The organism is Pseudomonas sp. KB-10, from assembly GCF_018221585.1.
Lineage (GTDB): Bacteria > Pseudomonadota > Gammaproteobacteria > Pseudomonadales > Pseudomonadaceae > Aquipseudomonas > Aquipseudomonas yangonensis.
The window spans coordinates 520,820-539,579 of the sequence record NZ_QYYB01000001.1 but is presented as its reverse complement, the minus strand read 5'-3'; the positions used below and the strand labels follow the sequence as shown (position 1 = coordinate 539,579).

Annotated in this window: 18 protein-coding genes; 13 read left to right on the top strand and 5 right to left on the bottom strand. The window is 62.3% G+C overall.

Annotated features, from left to right (window positions below):
- Positions 1 to 272 precede the first annotated feature (272 nt).
- The 6 genes from gcvT to DXK50_RS02360 all read left to right on the top strand — a co-directional run bounded on the left by gcvT (position 273) and on the right by DXK50_RS02360 (position 3,550).
- Positions 273 to 1,370 carry a glycine cleavage system aminomethyltransferase GcvT gene (gcvT, locus tag DXK50_RS02385; RefSeq protein WP_161865713.1) on the top strand — a complete coding sequence of 366 codons (1,098 nt, stop codon included), beginning with the start codon at positions 273 to 275 and terminating at the stop codon, positions 1,368 to 1,370.
- Between the two features lie 94 nt (positions 1,371 to 1,464).
- Positions 1,465 to 1,854, top strand: a complete 390-nt coding sequence (gcvH, locus tag DXK50_RS02380) for a glycine cleavage system protein GcvH (protein WP_161865714.1) — start codon at positions 1,465 to 1,467, stop codon at positions 1,852 to 1,854.
- A gap of 325 nt (positions 1,855 to 2,179) precedes the next feature.
- A complete protein-coding gene (locus tag DXK50_RS02375; RefSeq protein WP_161865715.1) occupies positions 2,180 to 2,494 on the top strand; it encodes an ArsR/SmtB family transcription factor in 315 nt (104 codons plus the stop codon).
- On the top strand, positions 2,491 to 2,925 hold the full coding sequence (locus tag DXK50_RS02370; protein ID WP_212629217.1) for a YeeE/YedE family protein: 435 nt from the start codon (positions 2,491 to 2,493) through the stop codon (positions 2,923 to 2,925). Before DXK50_RS02375 ends, DXK50_RS02370 begins: the two co-directional genes overlap by 4 nt.
- 2 nt (positions 2,926 to 2,927) lie before the next feature.
- The gene (locus DXK50_RS02365; RefSeq protein ID WP_212629216.1) at positions 2,928 to 3,347 is read left to right on the top strand and encodes a DUF6691 family protein; all 420 of its coding nucleotides are present in this window, start codon (positions 2,928 to 2,930) and stop codon (positions 3,345 to 3,347) included.
- A gap of 14 nt (positions 3,348 to 3,361) precedes the next feature.
- Positions 3,362 to 3,550: a YgaP family membrane protein gene (locus DXK50_RS02360; protein WP_161865718.1), complete on the top strand. Its 189-nt coding sequence runs from the start codon at positions 3,362 to 3,364 to the stop codon at positions 3,548 to 3,550.
- Between the two features lie 77 nt (positions 3,551 to 3,627).
- Here the strand turns inward: DXK50_RS02360 and aguA are convergent, their stop codons facing one another.
- The 4 genes from aguA to DXK50_RS02340 all read right to left on the bottom strand — a co-directional run bounded on the left by aguA (position 3,628) and on the right by DXK50_RS02340 (position 8,058).
- Positions 3,628 to 4,734 carry an agmatine deiminase gene (aguA, locus tag DXK50_RS02355; protein ID WP_212629215.1) on the bottom strand — a complete coding sequence of 369 codons (1,107 nt, stop codon included), beginning with the start codon at positions 4,732 to 4,734 and terminating at the stop codon, positions 3,628 to 3,630.
- Positions 4,735 to 4,804: 70 nt separating this feature from the next.
- Complete coding sequence (aguB, locus tag DXK50_RS02350; RefSeq protein ID WP_212629214.1) at positions 4,805 to 5,686, bottom strand: N-carbamoylputrescine amidase; 882 nt, start codon at positions 5,684 to 5,686, stop codon at positions 4,805 to 4,807.
- 244 nt (positions 5,687 to 5,930) lie between these two features.
- Positions 5,931 to 6,572: a TetR/AcrR family transcriptional regulator gene (locus DXK50_RS02345; RefSeq protein WP_212629213.1), complete on the bottom strand. Its 642-nt coding sequence runs from the start codon at positions 6,570 to 6,572 to the stop codon at positions 5,931 to 5,933.
- A 106-nt stretch (positions 6,573 to 6,678) separates the two neighbouring features.
- The gene (locus DXK50_RS02340; protein ID WP_161865722.1) at positions 6,679 to 8,058 is read right to left on the bottom strand and encodes a glutamine synthetase family protein; all 1,380 of its coding nucleotides are present in this window, start codon (positions 8,056 to 8,058) and stop codon (positions 6,679 to 6,681) included.
- Between the two features lie 773 nt (positions 8,059 to 8,831).
- Between DXK50_RS02340 and DXK50_RS02335 the strand changes: the two genes are divergently transcribed.
- From DXK50_RS02335 to DXK50_RS02305, 7 genes are all read left to right on the top strand, one after another.
- Complete coding sequence (locus DXK50_RS02335) at positions 8,832 to 10,190, top strand: glutamine synthetase family protein (RefSeq protein WP_161865723.1); 1,359 nt, start codon at positions 8,832 to 8,834, stop codon at positions 10,188 to 10,190.
- An 84-nt stretch (positions 10,191 to 10,274) separates the two neighbouring features.
- Positions 10,275 to 11,648 (top strand): aspartate aminotransferase family protein, encoded by a 1,374-nt coding sequence (locus DXK50_RS02330; protein ID WP_212629212.1) that lies wholly within the window; start codon positions 10,275 to 10,277, stop codon positions 11,646 to 11,648.
- Between the two features lie 151 nt (positions 11,649 to 11,799).
- Complete coding sequence (locus DXK50_RS02325; protein WP_161865725.1) at positions 11,800 to 12,894, top strand: polyamine ABC transporter substrate-binding protein; 1,095 nt, start codon at positions 11,800 to 11,802, stop codon at positions 12,892 to 12,894.
- A 241-nt stretch (positions 12,895 to 13,135) separates the two neighbouring features.
- A complete protein-coding gene (locus DXK50_RS02320; RefSeq protein WP_249186654.1) occupies positions 13,136 to 14,215 on the top strand; it encodes a polyamine ABC transporter substrate-binding protein in 1,080 nt (359 codons plus the stop codon).
- Between the two features lie 51 nt (positions 14,216 to 14,266).
- The gene (gene potA / locus DXK50_RS02315; RefSeq protein WP_161865727.1) at positions 14,267 to 15,421 is read left to right on the top strand and encodes a polyamine ABC transporter ATP-binding protein; all 1,155 of its coding nucleotides are present in this window, start codon (positions 14,267 to 14,269) and stop codon (positions 15,419 to 15,421) included.
- Positions 15,422 to 15,444: 23 nt separating this feature from the next.
- Complete coding sequence (locus DXK50_RS02310) at positions 15,445 to 16,326, top strand: ABC transporter permease subunit (RefSeq protein ID WP_161865848.1); 882 nt, start codon at positions 15,445 to 15,447, stop codon at positions 16,324 to 16,326.
- Positions 16,323 to 17,201, top strand: a complete 879-nt coding sequence (locus DXK50_RS02305; protein ID WP_161865728.1) for an ABC transporter permease subunit — start codon at positions 16,323 to 16,325, stop codon at positions 17,199 to 17,201. The genes DXK50_RS02310 and DXK50_RS02305 overlap by 4 nt, the downstream gene beginning before the upstream one ends.
- Before the next feature lie 121 nt (positions 17,202 to 17,322).
- Here the strand turns inward: DXK50_RS02305 and DXK50_RS02300 are convergent, their stop codons facing one another.
- Positions 17,323 to 18,687, bottom strand: coding sequence for a CYTH domain-containing protein (locus tag DXK50_RS02300; RefSeq protein ID WP_212629211.1), 1,365 nt, complete (start codon positions 18,685 to 18,687; stop codon positions 17,323 to 17,325).
- Positions 18,688 to 18,760: the final 73 nt, after the last annotated feature.

Sequence of the window (18,760 nt, the reverse complement as noted above, 5' to 3'; positions counted from 1 at the left end):
CCGCCCACCTTGCGGCTACAATGCGCGCCATTCGCGAGCCGGCCCATCCGGCAGACGTGTCGAGAAGCGTAGGCGACGACTGCATGGATGCAGGAGGTAGAGCGAAGCAGAATGCTCGAGCCGAGGCGGCCAGTGCAAGGCGCAGCTAGGTGAAAAAACGCAGTGTGCTTTTGCACATGAGCATTTTGAGTCTGGCTGTAACGCAGCAATGGCAACGCAGCTAGCTTCTCGGGGTCTGAATCGCTTCGCCAAGCCCGGAAGGAGATTTACCCATGGGACAGCGCACCCCCCTCTATGACCTGCACCTGGCGCTGGGGGCCAAGATGGTGGACTTCGGCGGCTGGGACATGCCGCTGCACTACGGTTCGCAAGTGGAGGAGCACCATCAGGTGCGCCGCGACTGCGGCGTGTTCGACGTCTCGCACATGTGCGTGGTGGACCTGAGTGGCAGCCAGGCGCAGGCCTACCTGCAGCGTCTGCTGGCCAACGACGTGGCGCGCCTGGAGAGCCCCGGCAAGGCGCTGTACAGCGCCATGCTCAACGAGCAGGGCGGGGTGATCGACGACCTGATCGTCTACCTCACCGGCTCTTCTTCCCAGGAGCAGGGTTACCGCCTGGTGGTCAATGCCGGTACCCGCGACAAGGATCTGGCGTGGATGCACGCTCAGGCGGGCGATTTCGATGTGCAGCTTAGCGAACGACGCGACCTGGCCATGCTTGCCATTCAGGGGCCGAAGGCCCGCTCGCGCGTCGCCGAGTTGCTGACCCAGGCACGTGCCGCGCTGATCCACGAACTCAAGCCGTTCCAGGGGCTGGCCGAAGGCGACTGGTTCATCGCCCGCACCGGCTATACCGGCGAAGATGGCCTGGAGATCGTCCTGCCGGTGACCGAGGTGGCCTCTTTCCTCAACGACCTGGTCGGCGCCGGTATCTCGCCGATCGGCCTAGGTGCCCGAGACACCTTGCGTCTCGAAGCGGGCATGAACCTCTACGGCCAGGACATGGACGAGCAGGTCAGCCCGCTGGCCGCCAACATGGCCTGGACCATCGCCTGGGAGCCTGTCGCGCGCGACTTCATCGGGCGCACGGCGCTGGAGGCGCAGCGCGCCGCCGGCTGCCCGAGCAAACTGGTTGGTCTGGTGCTGGAAGAGCGCGGCGTGCTGCGCGCACACCAGGTCGTACGTGTAGATGGCATCGGCGAGGGTGAGATCACCAGTGGCAGCTTCTCGCCAACGCTGAACAAATCCATCGCGCTGGCACGGGTGCCGGCACAGACCGGCGATCGTGCCGAGGTGGAGATCCGCGGCAAGTGGTACCCGGTGCGCGTGGTCAAGCCGAGCTTCGTGCGCCACGGCAAAACGCTAATTTGAATGATCGGGCCGCGGCGCTGGCTTTCCCTTCTGCCGCGGCCTGCTAAATTGTCCTGACGGCCCGCTTGCCGTCATCGCTTACGAGGAACGACACATGAGCAATATCCCCGCCGATCTGCGTTATGCCGCCAGCCACGAGTGGGCTCGTCTGGAAGCTGACGGTAGCGTGACCGTGGGCATTTCCGACCACGCCCAGGAAGCCCTCGGCGACGTGGTGTTCATCGAGCTGCCGGAAGTCGGCAAGCAACTGAATGCCGGCCAGGAAGCCGGTGTGGTGGAGTCGGTCAAGGCCGCCTCCGACATCTACGCGCCGGTGGGCGGCGAAGTGATCGCCATCAACGAAGCGCTGGCCGACAGTCCGGAAAGCGTCAACAGCGACCCTTACGGCAGCTGGTTCTTCAAACTCAAGCCGAGCGATGCCGGCGAGCTGGACAAGCTGCTGGACGCGGCTGCCTATGAGGCTGCCGCTGACGCCGACGCCTGATTCATCTGGCTTCGACCTGGAAACCCGCCAAGGCGGGTTTTCGCGTTTCTGGGCTCCGCTAATGAATTCGCATGTAGGGCGTCAGTGGTAGCCCGTATGTAACCCTGGGAGTGACGATACCCCGTGTGGGAGGCGCTTCAGCGGCGAGCTCTTGTCGCGGCTAAAGCCCCTCCCACGATTTGTACTGTGCATGCATCGGTTGATTCAGGTAGGCGCGCTCTTGTAAGGCCCGTTCAATCCCCTCTTTAACCGGTGGTCAGCATGGGTAGCACTTCCACTCAATACAATATATAAAAATACATATTGTATTGAGTGAAGGTGTCTCGTGGCTGAATCCATCGATATCCAGCAATTGCGTGCCAATGCCGATGCTGCCGGGCAGTTGCTCAAGGCGCTGGCCAATCCGGATCGTCTGCTGCTGCTCTGTCAGCTGTCGCAGGGCGAGCGCAATGTCGGTGAGCTGGAGGCATTGCTCGGCATTCAACAGCCGACGCTGTCGCAACAGCTCGCCGTGCTGCGTCGCGAGGGGCTGGTAGAGACCCGCCGCGACGGCAAGCAGATCTATTACCGCATCAGCAGCCCCGCGGCGCTGGCAGTCATCGAGACACTCTACCGGTTGTTCTGCGAGGGCCGGCAATGAGCATCGACTGGGCCAGCTTCACGCCCTGGAGCGCGCTGGCGGGCGGTGCCCTGATTGGCCTGGCGGCATCGCTGTTTGCTCTGCTCAATGGCCGGGTGGCCGGAATCAGCGGGCTACTCGGCAGCCTGCTGCAGCGTCAGAGCGAAGGGCGAGGTGAAAAAGCGGCTTTTCTGTTTGGCCTGCTGCTGGCGCCGGGGCTCTTGGCGATGTTCGCCGCGTTGCCGCCGGTTCACTTCGACGTCGGCAGCTTCGGCTTGATTCTCGCCGGCCTGCTGGTGGGTATCGGCACCCGCTACGGCTCCGGCTGTACCAGCGGCCACGGCGTTTGCGGCCTTTCCCGGCTGTCGCCGCGTTCGCTGGTGGCCACCTTGTGCTTCATGGCTACGGGGTTCGCTACGGTTTTTGTCCTGCGTCATCTGCTGGGGGGCTGAATATGCCCAGACTGAGCGCATTCTTCGCCGGGCTGCTGTTCGGCCTCGGTCTGCTGCTGGCGGGCATGGCCGATCCGGCAAAGGTGCTGGCATTTCTCGATCTGGCGGGTGACTGGGACCCATCGCTGGCACTGGTAATGGCCGGTGCCATTGGGGCGGCTGCGTTACCGCTGAATCTGGCGCAGCGGCGTACCAAGGCGTTGCTCGGCGGCGCCATGCAGTTACCGACCCGGCGCGATCTGGATGCCCGACTGGTCGGCGGTAGTCTGCTGTTCGGTGTCGGTTGGGGCGTCGCCGGCATCTGTCCGGGGCCGGCGCTGGCCATTCTGTTGGCCGGGCACTGGCAGGCACTGTTGTTCGTCGCCGCGATGCTCGCCGGCATGTTGATCTTTACCGCGCTGGAAGGCCGGCGCGGGTGTTGACCTGGAGAACCTCGATGAAAGCCAATGTTGGAACGCTCGATCGTAGCCTGCGTATTGCCGTGGGTCTGGTGCTTATTGCCCTCAGCCTGGCCGGCGTGATCGGTCTGTGGGGCTGGATTGGCGTGGTGCCGCTGGCGACCGGTGTCTTGCGTTTTTGCCCGGCCTATCCCTTGCTGGGTATCAACACCTGCAAGATGAAATGAAGCCTGTACCTCCATACGGCTGAACGAAAACGCCCGGCATCTGCCGGGCGTTTTCATGCTGCTGCGGTGAGGAGCCGTCAGGCACCCTGCGGGGCTGGCTGCTGCTGGGTGATGCAGTGGATATTGCCGCCGCCCAGGAGGATCTCGCGGCCGGGCACCATCACCACGCGATGCTCCGGGAAGACCTGTTGCAGGATGGCGCGGGCCTCTTCATCCTTCGGATCATCGAAGCTCGGCGCGACGATGCCGCCGTTGACGATGAGGAAGTTGACGTAAGAACCGGCCAGGCGCACGTTCGGGCTGCGCTCCTGACTGCCCTCGACCATGTCGACGCCGGCGCACTCTTCGACGCTGGCGTGAAGCGGGCCCGGGATCGGCATCTTGTGCACGATCAGTTGGCGTCCCTTGGCATCACGAGCCTCTTCCAGCACGCGCATGGCAGCCTGGCAGCGCGAGTAGTTGGGATCGTTCTGATCATCGGTCCAGGCCAGCAGCACTTCACCCGGGCGTACGTAGCAGCAGAAGTTGTCGACGTGGCCGTCGGTCTCGTCGTTGTACAGGCCGTCCGGCAGCCAGATCACTGCATCGACGGCGAGGTGCTCGCGCAGCACGGCTTCGATCTCTTCACGCGACAGGTGCGGGTTGCGGTTCCTGTTCAGCAGGCATTCTTCGGTGGTGATCAGAGTGCCCTCGCCGTCGACGTGGATCGAGCCGCCTTCGAGGACGAAACCTTCGGTGCGATAGCGCTTGCAGCCTTCGATCTCGAGAATCTTGCGCGCTACCTGATCGTCGCGCTGCCACGGCCAGTACAGGCCGCCGTCGAAGCCGCCCCAGGCGTTGAAGGTCCAGTCCACGCCGCGCACCTCGCCGCTGTCGTTGATCACGAAAGTCGGCCCGGTGTCACGCACCCAGGCATCGTCGGTGGTGATTTCCACCAGGCGAATGTTATCGTCGTCCAGGCGGGCACGGGCGTTTTCGTACTGCGCGGCGGAGACGCAGACGGTCACCGGCTCGAACTGGGCGATGGCCTTGGCCACGGCGGTGAAGGCCGCCTGCGCCGGCTTGCCGCCGTTGCGCCAGTTGTCCGGGCGCTCGGGCCAGACCATCCAGGTCTGGCTGTGCGGTGCCCACTCGGCGGGCATATGGAAACCATCGGCGCGTGGTGTGGTGTTGAGGGTGGTCATGTTTCACCTGTAGCCCGGATGCAATCCGGGGAGTCGTGAGAAAAAGCCCCGGATTACATCCGGGCTACGTTCATTCGGATGGGGTTTCGCCATCGAGCGTGGAAAGTGGCCAGTATAGGTTCGGCCGGCGGTCGCGGAACACACCCCAGGCGGTACGCACCTTTTCCAGTGCGTCCAGGTCGAAGCTGTGCACCAGGATGCCTTCTTCGGTCTGGTTAAGCTCCTTGACCTTCGCGCCATACTGGTCGGCGATGAACGAACTGCCATAGAAGGTGATGTCGTAGCCGTCCTGTTCTTCACGGCCGATGCGGTTGCTGGCTACCAGTGGCATGACGTTGGCGCCGGCATGCCCCTGCTGCACGCGCTGCCAGTGCTCGCGCGAGGAGATGCTGGCGTCGTGGGGCTCGCTGCCGATGGCGGTGGGGTAGAAGAGGATCTCCGCACCCATCAGCGCCATGCTGCGCGCGCACTCCGGGAACCACTGATCCCAGCAGATGCCCACGCCGATGCGCGCATAGGCGGTATCCCAGACCTTGAAGCCGGTATCACCGGGATTGAAGAAGTACTTCTCGTGGTAGCCGGGGCCGTCCGGGATGTGGCTTTTTCGATAAATCCCCAGATTGCTGCCGTCGGCATCGATGATGGCGATGCTGTTGAAGCGGGCGCGGCCGGCACGCTCGAAGAAGCTGATCGGCAGCACCACCTCGAGCTCTGCAGCGACTTTGCGGAAATGCGCGATGGCCGGGTTGTCCTCGACCGTGGTGGCCAGTTGGGTGTAGTCGGCGTTGGGCTTCTGGCAGAAGTAGGGAGTCTCGAACAGCTCCTGGATCAGGATGATCTGCGCGCCCTGAGCGGCTGCCTGGCGCACCAGCTGTTCGGCCTTGGCGATGTTCGCGGCAGTATCCCAGGAGCAGGCCATCTGGGTCGCGGCAACGGTAACGATACGGGACATAACGCACTACCTCTCTAGCTCGTCATAGGCCTCTGCGGCTATATCGAAAGGCCTTTCGTAATGCCATGGCGGAACATCGACCATAGCGGGATGGTCAATTTATATCCGATAAATATCGATATTAGAAGGCGTTGGAAGTCTGCGAACAGAAAAATATCGATTTTTGTCGGATCTTTATTGGTTTTTTATTCTGGCGCTAGGGTGCTCGACCGCGCACCGCCTGGAAGCCGGCGGCATGCGCGGATCAGGTTAGCGGAGCCGGCCTTTTCGGCAAGGCCGCCGGCAGGTACAGACCCAGGTAGGCATCGAACACGCGCATGCCTTCCTCGGCCAGGCGTTGAGTGATTGCGCCGTGCAGTTGCACCGAGCGGGCGTAAACGCGATCACCCAATGACATCGCCAGGCTGAATACCTCGATATCCGTCGGCAATTGCGGCAGGGGAAAGTGGCGGTCGAACAGCGCACGCATCAGCCGGCCCAGCTCCAGGTCGTGCTGGTGATCGGCCTGGGTGACTTCCGCCAGGCCGTGCTGGGCCAGGATCAGCTGGCGCGCTGCGGCATCCGCTTCGTAGATGGCCAGCATGCGTTGCTCGATCAGGCGTGACAGGTCGTGCCAGCTGCGCAGGGCGGCGTGGTCGACCGGCTCCAGCAGGCTGGCACGAAAGGCCGCATGCACGTCGGCGGTCAGCCCTTCGAGCAATGCTGGAACGCTGGCGAAGAAGTGATACACCGACGAAGGCGGAATGCCCGCGCGCTCGGCGACTGTGTAGATCGACAGGCTGGCCATGCCCTGCTCGGCCAGCAGTTCGCGCGCTGCCTTGAGGATGACGGCGATACGGGCCTGGCTGCTGGCGCGCGGCTTGCGGGTGCTGGCTGGGCGCGACATGAACAAGCTCCTCTGGTGTGAGGCGCTATTGGACGTCAGGCAGGGTCACTTGGGCAAGCATGCTCAGCCGCCCGCACCCAGGCTTGGGCGTGGGCGGCCTAAGTGCTTACACGGTATGCAGGTACCAGTTGTACTCGAGGTCGGAGATGGTGGTTTCGAACTCCTGCAGCTCGGCTTCCTTGCACGCGACGAAGATGTCGATGTATTTCGGATCGATGTACTTGTTCAGCACTTCGCTGTCGTCCAGCTCGCGCAGGGCATCGCGCAGGTTGTTCGGCAGGCTGGGTTCAAGCTGCTCGTAGGCGTTGCCCTCGATCGGCTCGCCCGGTTCGATCTGGTTGGTCAGGCCGTGGTGGATACCGGCGAGGATCGACGCCAGCATCAGGTAGGGGTTGGCATCGGCGCCGGCCACGCGGTGTTCGATACGCACCGCGTCGGCGCTGCCGGTCGGTACACGCACGGCCACGGTACGGTTGTCCAGCGCCCAGCTTGGCGCGTTGGGTACGTAGAACTGCGCCCCGAAGCGGCGGTACGAGTTGACGTTGGGGCAGAGGAACGCCATCGACGCGGCCATGGTGTCGAGGATGCCGCCGACGGCATGGCGCAGCGAGGTGTTCTCCAGCGGATCTTCGGCGGCGAAGATGTTCTTGCCGGTCTTCTTGTCCAGCAGCGAGATGTGCACGTGCAGGCCATTGCCCGCCTGGCCCGGATAGGGCTTGGCCATGAAAGTGGAGTCCATCTCATGGTCATAGGCGATGTTCTTGATCAGGCGCTTGAGCAACAGGGCGTAGTCGCAGGCCTTGATGGCGTCTTCGACGTGGTGCAGGTTGACTTCGAACTGCGCCGGGGCGCTTTCCTTGACGATGGCATCGGCCGGAATGCCCTGCTCCTTGGCGGCTTCGAGCATGTCCTGCAGGCAGTCGACGTACTCGTCGAGGTCATCGATCAGGTAGACCTGGGTGGAGTGCGGGCGCTTGCCGGAGATCGGCGAGCGCGGCGGCTGCGGGCGGCCGTTCACGTTCTCCTGGTCGATCAGGTAGAACTCCAGTTCGAAGGCTGCGCAGATACGCAGGCCCAGTTCGTCGAACTTCTGCACCACCTGGCGCAATACCTCGCGCGGGTCGGCGAAGAAAGGCGTGCCGTCCAGCTCGTGCATGGTCATCAGCAGCTGCGCGGTCGGGCGCTTCTGCCAGGGTTCATTGCACAGGGTATTGGGGATGGGGAAGCAGATACGATCGGCGTCGCCGATGTCCAGGCCAAGGCCGGTGCTCTCGACGGTGGCGCCGTTGATGTCCAGAGCAAAGAGCGAGGCAGGCAGGTTGATGCCTTTCTCGTACACCTTGTGCAGGGCGTTCCGGTCGATGCGCTTGCCGCGCACCACGCCATTCATATCTGCAATAAGAAGGTCGACGAACTGGACCTCGGGATGTTCCTTGAGGAACGCGTTCGCTTCGTTAAGCTGAACGGCACGCGGGGGTACCGACATGATGCAACACCTTTTTGTTAAATATATCAATCATGCGAGTGCATGGGTGTGAGTCAATCCGAAACGCACTTTACTGTCAAGCTGGCTACATAGTGCCCTGTGGTGGGGCGTGATGGCCATTTTTGGGGCATTTCAAGGCCTTTCAAAACACTCCCAAGGCTGATCTTTCAGGGTGCTCAGTGGGGTGTGTTCGATTTTTTACAGAGCTATTGTGTAAAAAAATGAACAAGGCTAAGCTCGGTTCAAACCCATAACAGCAATAATACGGGTGTCTCATGTTTTGCCTGCCGGCCATAGGTGTCAGCACTTGCGTCAGGATCATCAGCCACGCTCCTGCTTCCCTTCTCAGGGCGCCAGCGGTGAACAGGGCAATGGCCACTGCGACGCGGCAACCTCTCTCTTTCGCGGCTTCTGTGCCGCGCCGCCTGACTCATCGGATTTTTCCATCGACTCCCCAGCTGCACGATAGCGCAGGTCGCCGCCTGGCGCTGGCGGTTGTGCGCCTTGGCCCGGCTTGTGCACCGAACACATCCGCAGCGGGCTTTACCGCGGGCGCGCTGCACCGCGAGCCAGACCGCTTGATGAGGGCGGGGCAGGGTGAGCGCTTAAATTTCGTTGGAGTGAAATGCCAGGTGCCGGAGGTGCCGCACCCCTAGTAGCATCCACACGAATATCTCGCCTTCTTCCAGGCCTTTGGTGAGGCTTGCAGGGGGAGGGCGGGGCAACGCTGAACCCGCTATAACTCAAGCTGGTTCTACAACCCTGAGGTCTCTATGAGTACCAAGCTAGACCAGCTCACGAGCTGGCTGAAAGAACGCAAAATCACCGAAGTCGAATGCCTGATCAGCGACCTGACCGGCATTGCCCGCGGCAAGATCTCGCCGACCAACAAGTTCCTCGACGAGAAGGGCATGCGCCTGCCCGAGAGCGTGCTGCTGCAGACCGTGACCGGCGACTATGTCGAGGACGACATCTATTACGACCTGCTGGACGAGGCGGACATCGACATGTTCTGCCGTCCGGACCCCAATGCGGTATTCGTCGTGCCCTGGGCCATCGAGCCCACCGCCATGGTGATTCACGACACCTTCGACAAGCAGGGCAACCCCATCGAACTGTCGCCGCGCAATATCCTCAAGAAGGTGCTGCAGATGTATGCCGACAAAGGCTGGAAGCCCATCGTCGCACCTGAGATGGAGTTCTACCTGACCAAGCGCAACAGCGACCCGGACTTCCCGCTGGTCGCACCGGTAGGACGCTCAGGCCGGCCGGAAACCGGTCGTCAGAGTTTCTCCATCGACGCGGCGAACGAGTTCGACCCGCTGTTCGAGGACATGTACGACTGGTGCGAGTTGCAAGGCCTGGATCTGGACACCCTGATCCATGAAGAAGGCCCGGCGCAGATGGAAATCAACTTCCGTCACGGCGACGCACTGCATCTGGCCGACCAGATTCTGGTGTTCAAGCGCACCATGCGCGAAGCCGCGCTCAAGCATGACGTGGCGGCCACCTTCATGGCCAAGCCGATCACCGACGAGCCGGGCAGCGCCATGCACATCCACCAGAGCGTGGTGGACATCAAGACCGGCAAGAACATCTTCTCCAACGATGACGGGACGATGAGCGAGCTGTTCATGCATCACATCGGCGGCCTGCAGAAATACATCCCCGAGCTGCTGCCGCTGTTCGCACCCAACGTCAACTCGTTCCGTCGTTTCCTGCCCGATACCTCGGCGCCGGTGAACGTGGAGTGGGGCGAGGAAAACCGTACCGTGGGCCTGCGCGTGCCGGAGGCCAGCCCGCAGAACCGCCGCGTGGAGAACCGCCTGGCTGGCGCTGACGCCAACCCCTACCTGGTGCTGGCAGCGACGCTGCTGTGCGGCTACATGGGCATGGTCGGCGGAGTGAACCCCGGCGCGCCGGTCAAGGGGCGTGGTTACGAGCGGCGCAACCTGCGTCTGCCGGTGACCATCGAGAGTGCTCTGGAGCGTATGGAAGCCTGCAAGGACGCTGAAAAGTTTCTCGGCGAGAAGTTCATCCGCGGTTATGTCGCGGTCAAGCGTGCCGAGCACGAGAACTTCAAGCGGGTGATCAGTTCCTGGGAACGCGAGTTCCTGTTGTTGTCGGTGTAATCGGCTGTCGGCCGTGCCTGGCGCGGCCGCTGCCACGAATCCCTGCGTAGCGTCGCTGGCGCTGCGTGTTAGCAAGGTGTTGGTATGAACAAGCAAGCGAGCAACCCCAAGACTGCCCAATGGCACGCCCTGAGCCAGGCTCACCACCTGGCGCCGTTCAGTGACTACAAGCAGCTGGCCGAGAAGGGCCCGCGCATCATCACCGAGGCAAAAGGCGTCCACCTGTGGGACAGCGAGGGCAACAAGATCCTCGACGGCATGGCCGGCCTGTGGTGCGTGGCCGTCGGCTATGGCCGCGAGGAACTGGTCGAAGCTGCCGCGACGCAGATGCGTCAGCTGCCGTTCTACAACACCTTCTTCCAGACCGCCCACCCGCCGGTGCTGGAGCTGGCCCACGCCATCTCCCAACTGGCACCGGCCGGCATGAACCATGTGTTCTTCACCGGTTCGGGCTCCGAAGGCAACGACACCATGCTGCGCCTGGTGCGCCACTACTGGGCGTGCAAGGGCAAGGCGAACAAGAAGATCATCATCGGCCGCGAGAACGGCTATCACGGCTCCACCGTGGCCGGCGCCAGCCTCGGCGGCATGAAGTTCATGCACGAGCAGGGCGATTTGCCGATTCCCGGTATCGCCCACATTCCGCAGCCCTACTGGTTCGGTGAGGGCGGCGACCAGTCGCCGGAAGAATTCGGCATCTGGGCCGCCGATCAGTTGGAGAAGAAGATTCTCGAGCTGGGCGAAGAGAACGTTGCCGCCTTTATCGCCGAGCCGATCCAGGGCGCCGGTGGCGTGATCATCCCGCCGGAGACCTACTGGCCGCGGATCAAGGAGATCCTGGCCAGGTACGACATTCTGTTCGTGGCCGACGAGGTGATCTGCGGCTTTGGCCGCACCGGGGAATGGTTCGGCAGCCAGTACTACGACCTCAAGCCGGACCTGATGACTATCGCCAAGGGCCTTACCAGCGGCTATGTGCCGATGGGCGGACTGATTGTCAGCGACAAGGTGTTCGATGTGATCGAGGCGCACGGCGACTTCAACCACGGCTTCACTTACTCCGGCCACCCGGTGGCGGCAGCGGTGGGCCTGGAAAACCTGCGCATTCTCAACGAAGAGGGCATCGTCGAACGGGTGAAAGCGGAAACGGCACCCTATTTGCAGCGACGACTGCGGGAGCTGGCGGATCACCCGCTGGTGGGCGAGGTGCGCGGTATCGGCATGCTCGGCGCCATCGAATTGGTGCAGGGCAAGGCGACGCGCCAACGTTACCCGGGTGACAAGGCGGTCGGCATGATCTGCCGTGGCCACTGCTTCAACAACGGTCTGATCATGCGCGCGGTGGGCGACACCATGATCATCGCCCCGCCTTTGGTGATCAGCTTTGCCGAAATCGACGAGCTGGTGGAAAAGGCACGCAAGTGCCTGGACCTGACGCTGGAGGAACTGGCGCGCTGAGTGGCTGTGAATACACCGCTTGCAGTCGGTTACCACGGGAAAGTTGTATCACCGCGATGACCTTGCCAGACTGCGCCAGAGTGCGCGGGCCGGCCAGACCGGAAGTACTTGCGCTCGATCGCAAAACGACACAACAACAGGAGCTGTTCGCATGAAAATTTTCGGCAAGACTCTTCTTGCGTTGTCCCTGACCGCAGCCGTGGCTGGCGCTGCGCAGGCCGATGACAAGGTACTGCATGTCTACAACTGGAGCGATTACATCGCCGAAGACACCATTGCCAATTTCGAGAAGGAAAGCGGCATCAAGGTGGTCTACGACGTTTTCGACAGCAACGAGACGCTGGAAGCCAAACTCTTCGCGGGCAAGTCCGGTTACGACATCGTCGTGCCCTCGAACAACTTCCTGGCCAAGCACATCAAGGCCAAGGTCTACCAGCCGCTGGACAAGTCCAAGCTGGCTTGGGACAACCTGGACAAAAACCTGCTCAAGACCGTCGAAGTCAGCGACCCGGGCAACCAGTACGCCTTCCCCTACATGTGGGGTTCGATCGGTATCGGCTTCAACCCGGAGAAGGTCAAGGCGGCACTGGGTGAAAACGCCCCGGTGGACTCCTGGGACCTGCTGTTCAAGCCGGAAAACATCGAGAAGCTGAAGTCCTGCGGTGTGTCCTTCCTCGACTCGCCCACCGAGATTCTGCCGATCGCTCTGCAGTACCTCGGCCATGAGCCGACCAGCACCGATACCAAGCAGCTCAAGGAAGCCGAGGATCTGTTCATGAAGATCCGTCCTTCGGTGACCTACTTCCACTCTTCCAAGTACATCTCCGACCTGGCTAACGGCAACCTCTGCGTGGCCGTGGGTTATTCCGGCGACATCTACCAGGCCAAGTCCCGTGCCGAAGAAGCCGGCGGCAAGGTCAAGGTGTCCTACAACATTCCGAAGGAAGGCGCCGGCACCTTCTTCGACATGCTGGCCATCCCGGCGGATGCCGAGAACGTCGATGCCGCCTACACCTTCCTGAACTATCTGCTCAAGCCGGAAGTGATGGCGCAGATCACCAACGAGGTGCAGTTCCCCAACGGCAACGCCAAGGCCACCGAACTGGTCGACGAGGCGATCCGCCAGGACCCGGGCATCTACCCGAGCGAGGAAGTGATGGCCAAGCTGTACGCCTTCCCAGACCTGCCGGCCCCGGCACAACGTGCGATGACCCGCAGCTGGACCAAGATCAAGTCCGGCCGCTGATCGAAGCAGTACATGACCTGGCGGGCACGCCTGCCAGGTCATGCAGCAATAACTTAAAAGGATCACGATAAAAGGCCGGGATGGCCATTCGTTTTGCGCCTGTTTGGGCTGAGAGCCTTGGGAAGTAGCGCTGCGGCTTGATCTGAGTCCGGCAGTCGCTGATTCCTGACGCGTTTTCCTATAAAGTGCCGCGCTTTTTTTAGCGGCGCACCAAAGCGAGGATGAAACTGTGCGAGTAACCCTGCCCAAGACTCTGATCGCCCTGGCAGCCGCTACCCTGAGTGGAGCCGCTCTGGCTCAGCAGACGGTGCATATTTACAACTGGAGCGACTACATCGGCGAAGAGACGCTGGCCGAGTTCGAACAGGCCACTGGCATCAAGCCGGTCTACGACGTCTTCGACTCCAATGAAACGCTGGAAGGCAAGCTGCTCGCCGGTCGTACCGGTTATGACGTGGTGGTGCCGTCCAATCATTTTCTCGGCAAGCAGATCAAGGCCGGCGCGTTCCAGCCGCTGGACCGTACCAAGCTGCCGAACTGGAGCAACCTCGACCCAGCCCTGCTCAAGCAGCTCGAAGCCAATGATCCGGGCAACCAGTACGCCGTACCCTATCTGTGGGGTACCAACGGCATCGGTTACAACGTCGAGAAGGTCAAGGCGGCGCTGGGCGTCGACAAGATCGACTCGTGGGCAGTGTTGTTCGAACCGGAGAACATGAAGAAGCTCGCCAGCTGTGGTGTGTCCTTCATGGATTCGGCCGACGAGATGATTCCCTCGGTGCTCAACTACCTGGGTCTGGATCCGAACAGCCAGAGTGCCGATGACTACGCCAAGGCCGAAGCCAAGCTGATGGAAGTGCGTCCCTACGTGAGCTACTTCCACTCCTCGAAATACATCTCCGATCTGGCCAACGGCAACATCTGCGTGGCGTTCGGTTATTCGGGGGATGTTCTGCAGGCGGCCGACCGCGCCGAAGAGGCCGGAAAGGGCATCGAAATCGCCTATGCGATTCCCAAGGAGGGCGCCAACCTGTGGTTCGACATGCTGGCCATTCCCAAGGATGCCCGCAATGTCGAGCAAGCCCATGCCTTCATCAACTACCTCCTCGATCCCAAGGTGATCGCCGGGGTCAGCGACTATGTCGGCTATGCCAACCCCAACATCAATGCAGGGGAGATCATGGATCAGGACATTCGTCAGGACGAATCGGTGTATCCACCGCAGGCCGTGCTGGACAAGTTGTACGTGATGGCCGAACTGCCGCCCAAGGCGCAGCGTCTGATGACCCGCAGCTGGACCAAGATCAAGTCGGGTCAGTAACCGTTTCAGCCCGGCCGGCACGGTCGGGCGCTATCTTCCGGGAGTTTCCGAATGGCTGTTGCCTCCAGCGCCTATAAAAAAGCCCTCGAAGGGGACCAGAAACCGAAAGAGGTGCTGGTCAAGATCGATCGGGTCACCAAGAAATTCGACGAGACCGTAGCGGTCGACGACGTATCGCTGACCATCAACAAGGGCGAGATCTTCGCCCTGCTCGGCGGTTCCGGCTCCGGTAAGTCCACGCTGCTGCGCATGCTCGCCGGTTTCGAGCGTCCGACCGAAGGGCGCATCATCCTCGATGGCGTCGACATCACCGACATGCCGCCGTACCAGCGTCCGATCAACATGATGTTCCAGTCCTACGCGCTGTTCCCGCACATGACCGTGGCGCAGAACATCGCCTTCGGTCTGCAGCAGGACAAGCTGCCCAAGGCCGAGATCGAAGAGCGCGTGGCCGAGATGCTCAAACTGGTGCACATGACCCAGTATGCCAAGCGCAAGCCGCACCAGCTCTCCGGTGGCCAGCGCCAGCGTGTGGCCCTGGCCCGCTCCCTGGCCAAGCGTCCCAAACTGCTGCTGCTGGACGAGCCGATGGGCGCGCTGGACAAGAAACTGCGTTCGCAGATGCAGCTGGAACTGGTGGAAATCATCGAGCGCGTCGGCGTGACCTGCGTGATGGTGACCCACGACCAGGAAGAGGCCATGACCATGGCCCAGCGCATCGCCATCATGCACCTGGGCTGGATCGCCCAGACCGGCAGCCCGGTGGACATCTACGAGACGCCGACCAGCCGCCTGGTGTGCGAATTCATCGGCAACGTCAACCTGTTCGACGGACAGATCACGACCGACGAAGTCGACCACGCGATCATCGACTGCCCGCAACTGGACAAGCCGATCTACATCGGTCACGGCGTCAGCACCCGCGCCGAGGACAAGAAAGTCAGCTACGCACTGCGCCCCGAGAAGTTGCTGATGGCCACCGCGCTGCCGGACGACCACGAGCACCCGCAATACAACTGGAGCCATGGCCACGTGCACGACATCGCCTACCTCGGCGGCCATTCGGTCTACTACGTCAAGCTCACCTCCGGGCAGGTCGTGCAGTGCTTCATCGCCAATGCCGAGCGCCGCGGCAAGCGTCCGACCTGGGATGACCCCGTGGTGGTGTACTGGGAAGACGACAGCGGCGTGGTACTGCAATCATGAAAATGAGCAAACTGGCGCGCTATCTGCCCAGTGGACGGCATGCCGTGATCGGCATTCCGTTCCTCTGGCTGTTCATGTTCTTCCTGCTGCCGTTCGTCATCGTGCTGAAGATCAGCTTCGCCGAGGCTGACGTGGCGATCCCGCCGTACACGGAGATCTACGAGTGGGCGGACAACAAGCTGACGCTGCTGCTGAACTTCGGCAATTACATCTTCCTCACCGAAGACGCTCTGTACCTGGCGGCTTACCTCGGTTCGCTGAAGGTCGCTTTCTTCAGCACCCTGCTGTGCCTGTTGATCGGTTACCCGATGGCCTACGCCATCGCCAGGGCGCCGAAGTCCCAGCAGACGGTACTGCTGCTGCTGATCATGATGCCGACCTGGACCGCGATCCTGATTCGCGTCTACGCCTGGATGGGCATCCTCGGCAATAACGGCCTGCTCAACAGCGTGCTGATGGGCATCGGACTGATCGACTCGCCGCTGCAGATTCTCAACACCAACACCGCGGTCTATATCGGCGTGGTCTATTCCTACCTGCCGTTCATGATCCTGCCGCTCTACGCCAACCTGGTGAAGCACGACCTCAGCCTGCTGGAGGCCGCGTCCGACCTGGGTTCGAGCAACTTCAACAACTTCTGGAAGATCACCGTACCGCTGTCGAAGAACGGCATCATCGCCGGCTCGATGCTGGTGTTCATCCCGGTGGTCGGTGAGTTCGTAATCCCCGAGCTGCTGGGCGGCCCGGAGACCCTGATGATCGGCAAGGTGCTGTGGCAGGAGTTCTTCAACAACCGCGATTGGCCGGTGGCGTCCGCCCTGGCGGTGGTGATGCTGGCAATCCTGATCGTGCCAATCATTCTCTTTAATCGTAACCAAGCTAAAGAGCTGGAGGGCCGCCCATGAAGCGTTTCAGATTCTCCAGCCTCATGCTCTGGGCCGGCCTGATCTTCATCTACCTGCCCATGGTCATCCTGGTCATTTACTCGTTCAACGCCTCGCGGCTGGTAACGGTCTGGGGTGGCTGGTCGGTGAAGTGGTACGTTGGCCTGCTGGACAACTCCCAGCTGATGAACTCGGTGATGCGCTCGCTGGAAATCGCCTGCTACACCGCCATTGCGGCGGTGGCCCTGGGCACCCTGGCGGCCTTCGTGCTGACCCGCATCACCCACTTCAAGGGGCGCACGCTGTTCGGTGGTCTGGTCACCGCACCGCTGGTGATGCCGGAAGTGATCACCGGTCTGTCGCTGTTGCTGCTGTTCGTGCTGATGGCGCAGCTGATCGGCTGGCCGATGCAGCGCGGCATGGCCACCATCTGGATCGCCCACACCACATTCTGCTCGGCCTACGTGGCGGTAGTGGTGTCGTCGCGCCTGCGTGAGCTGGACATGTCCATCGAAGAAGCGGCCATGGACCTGGGTGCACGGCCGTGGAAGGTGTTCTTCCTGATCACCGTGCCGATGATCGCGCCATCGCTGGCAGCGGGCGCCATGATGTCCTTCGCCCTGTCGCTGGACGACCTGGTACTGGCCAGCTTCGTATCCGGCCCGGGCTCGACCACCCTGCCGATGGAGATCTTCTCTGCCGTGCGCCTGGGGGTTAAGCCGGAGATCAATGCGGTGGCCAGCCTGATCCTGCTGGCGGTGTCGTTCGCCACCTTCCTGGCCTGGTTCTTCGCCCATCGTGCCGAGGAAAAACGCAAGAAGGCCATGCAGCAGGCGATGGACGAGACCACCAATCCGTCCTGGCAGCCGGCCGGCAGTCAAAGCAGCAGTCACTGAGCTGCAGGCTGAAAACCAAAACGGGCCCCGCAGGGCCCGTTTTTTCATGGGTGTGTGGGAGGGGCTTTAGCCGCGACGTCCACGCTCGTCGCTGAAGCGCCTCCCACGGCTGTGTACCCGATTATTTCACCAGCGCCTTCCACGCCTTGAGGCTGCTTACGATCTGCGCCTGGGTCGCGCGCAGCTGACGCTGCTCGTCGTCGAGTTTCTGCTGCGCCAGGCCATACAGCTTGTTCAGCTCGCCATACAGGCGGTCGACCTCGGGCACCTCCAGCACGCCACGGGCCAGACGCAGCCAGACCAGCAGGCGCTCCAGGCGCGGCATCTGTTCGGCCAGGTCTTCCGGCTGCTGCTGGTAGCGACGCAGCTGCAGGGCAGCGCCTTCTTCGCCCAGCAAAGTCGGCAGCCAGTTACCCAGCGCGGCGTTGCCCTGGCGGGTGCCACGGTTGTTGCGCTCGGTGGTCCAGCTACGCAGCAGCAGCCAGTGCGACAGCTTCAGCGACAGCAGGCCCCAGCGGCAGCCATCCAGTTCGGCGGCAAACAGCGCCGGAGCGTTGCGCCGCATGCTGTCGTCGTCCTGGCCAGCCGCCAGGCGCGGACGCCAGTCATCGAGCAGCGCATCGAGCGCTTCGCGCAGCTCACGCGAGCTGGCGCGGGGCGCGGCCTGGCCGAGGCTGGCGAGCAGCGCGCGCAGGTCGATCAGCTGCTCCAGCCATTGCTGCAGCAGACTCCAGTGACCGTTCCAGCGATACTGCTCGGCCAGGCGCTGGCTGGCGCCGAGCAGATGCCAGGCAAGCGCGGCGAAGGCGTCGTCCAGGCTTATTTCGCCATGCAGGGCAGGAGCGGGCAGGCTCAGGCTGTAGCTGCCGGCATCGAACAGTCGATAGCCGCGCTCGGCCTTGCTGATGTCGCACGGCATCAACGGCAGATCGGCGGCCAGCTCGCAGGCCAGTTCCAGCAGCGCCGCCGGTTCGCCCTGGCGCAACTCCAGCTCCAGCTCGCAAATCTCTTCTTCGCCTTCGCCGGCGATTACCTTGCCCAGGTCCAGTGCGGCCTCGATGACTACCTTGGCCTTGCCGCGACCCCAGGCGATCTCGGCCTTCTCACGGACGAAATCGGTGGTGAACAGCGGCTGCAGGGTTTTCTTGTCCAGATCGGCCAGGCTGGCCGGCCAGCAGCTGTCGTCGAGCTTTTTCAGGTCCAGCTTGGCCTTGCTCAGGTGCCAGTCCCATTCGTTGCGCTCGGACAGGCCGGCGACGCTCTGGCCGCGGCTTTTCAGCGTCTGGATGAACTGTTCGCCATCGCGGCGCAGACGCAGGGCGACCTTGGCATTGGCCAGGTCGCGATCCGGCGTGTCGTAGTACTGATTGAACAGCTCGCCGCGCTGCCAGCCGCTCTTGTTGCGCTTCTTCAGCAGCGGGTGCTCGCGCAGGGCTGCCAGGGTGGCGCGGCTGACGCGCAGTTTGATTTCGGTTTCTTTGGCCATGATGGAGAGCTAGAACGCCTTTTATGAAAATGTGACAGACCGATGACGCGCGCTGGCGGATGGCGAAGCCGGT

What these genes read in the sequence shown, in the direction of transcription:
- gcvT (WP_161865713.1), top strand. Translation starts at nt 273, where the DNA reads ATGGGACAGCGCACCCCCCTCTATGACCTGCACCTGGCGCTGGGGGCC.
- gcvH (WP_161865714.1), top strand. Translation starts at nt 1,465, where the DNA reads ATGAGCAATATCCCCGCCGATCTGCGTTATGCCGCCAGCCACGAGTGG.
- DXK50_RS02370 (WP_212629217.1), top strand. Translation starts at nt 2,491, where the DNA reads ATGAGCATCGACTGGGCCAGCTTCACGCCCTGGAGCGCGCTGGCGGGC.
- DXK50_RS02365 (WP_212629216.1), top strand. Translation starts at nt 2,928, where the DNA reads ATGCCCAGACTGAGCGCATTCTTCGCCGGGCTGCTGTTCGGCCTCGGT.
- DXK50_RS02360 (WP_161865718.1), top strand. Translation starts at nt 3,362, where the DNA reads ATGAAAGCCAATGTTGGAACGCTCGATCGTAGCCTGCGTATTGCCGTG.
- aguA (WP_212629215.1), bottom strand. Translation starts at nt 4,734, where the DNA reads ATGACCACCCTCAACACCACACCACGCGCCGATGGTTTCCATATGCCC.
- aguB (WP_212629214.1), bottom strand. Translation starts at nt 5,686, where the DNA reads ATGTCCCGTATCGTTACCGTTGCCGCGACCCAGATGGCCTGCTCCTGG.
- DXK50_RS02345 (WP_212629213.1), bottom strand. Translation starts at nt 6,572, where the DNA reads ATGTCGCGCCCAGCCAGCACCCGCAAGCCGCGCGCCAGCAGCCAGGCC.
- DXK50_RS02340 (WP_161865722.1), bottom strand. Translation starts at nt 8,058, where the DNA reads ATGTCGGTACCCCCGCGTGCCGTTCAGCTTAACGAAGCGAACGCGTTC.
- DXK50_RS02335 (WP_161865723.1), top strand. Translation starts at nt 8,832, where the DNA reads ATGAGTACCAAGCTAGACCAGCTCACGAGCTGGCTGAAAGAACGCAAA.
- DXK50_RS02330 (WP_212629212.1), top strand. Translation starts at nt 10,275, where the DNA reads ATGAACAAGCAAGCGAGCAACCCCAAGACTGCCCAATGGCACGCCCTG.
- DXK50_RS02325 (WP_161865725.1), top strand. Translation starts at nt 11,800, where the DNA reads ATGAAAATTTTCGGCAAGACTCTTCTTGCGTTGTCCCTGACCGCAGCC.
- potA (WP_161865727.1), top strand. Translation starts at nt 14,267, where the DNA reads ATGGCTGTTGCCTCCAGCGCCTATAAAAAAGCCCTCGAAGGGGACCAG.
- DXK50_RS02305 (WP_161865728.1), top strand. Translation starts at nt 16,323, where the DNA reads ATGAAGCGTTTCAGATTCTCCAGCCTCATGCTCTGGGCCGGCCTGATC.
- DXK50_RS02300 (WP_212629211.1), bottom strand. Translation starts at nt 18,687, where the DNA reads ATGGCCAAAGAAACCGAAATCAAACTGCGCGTCAGCCGCGCCACCCTG.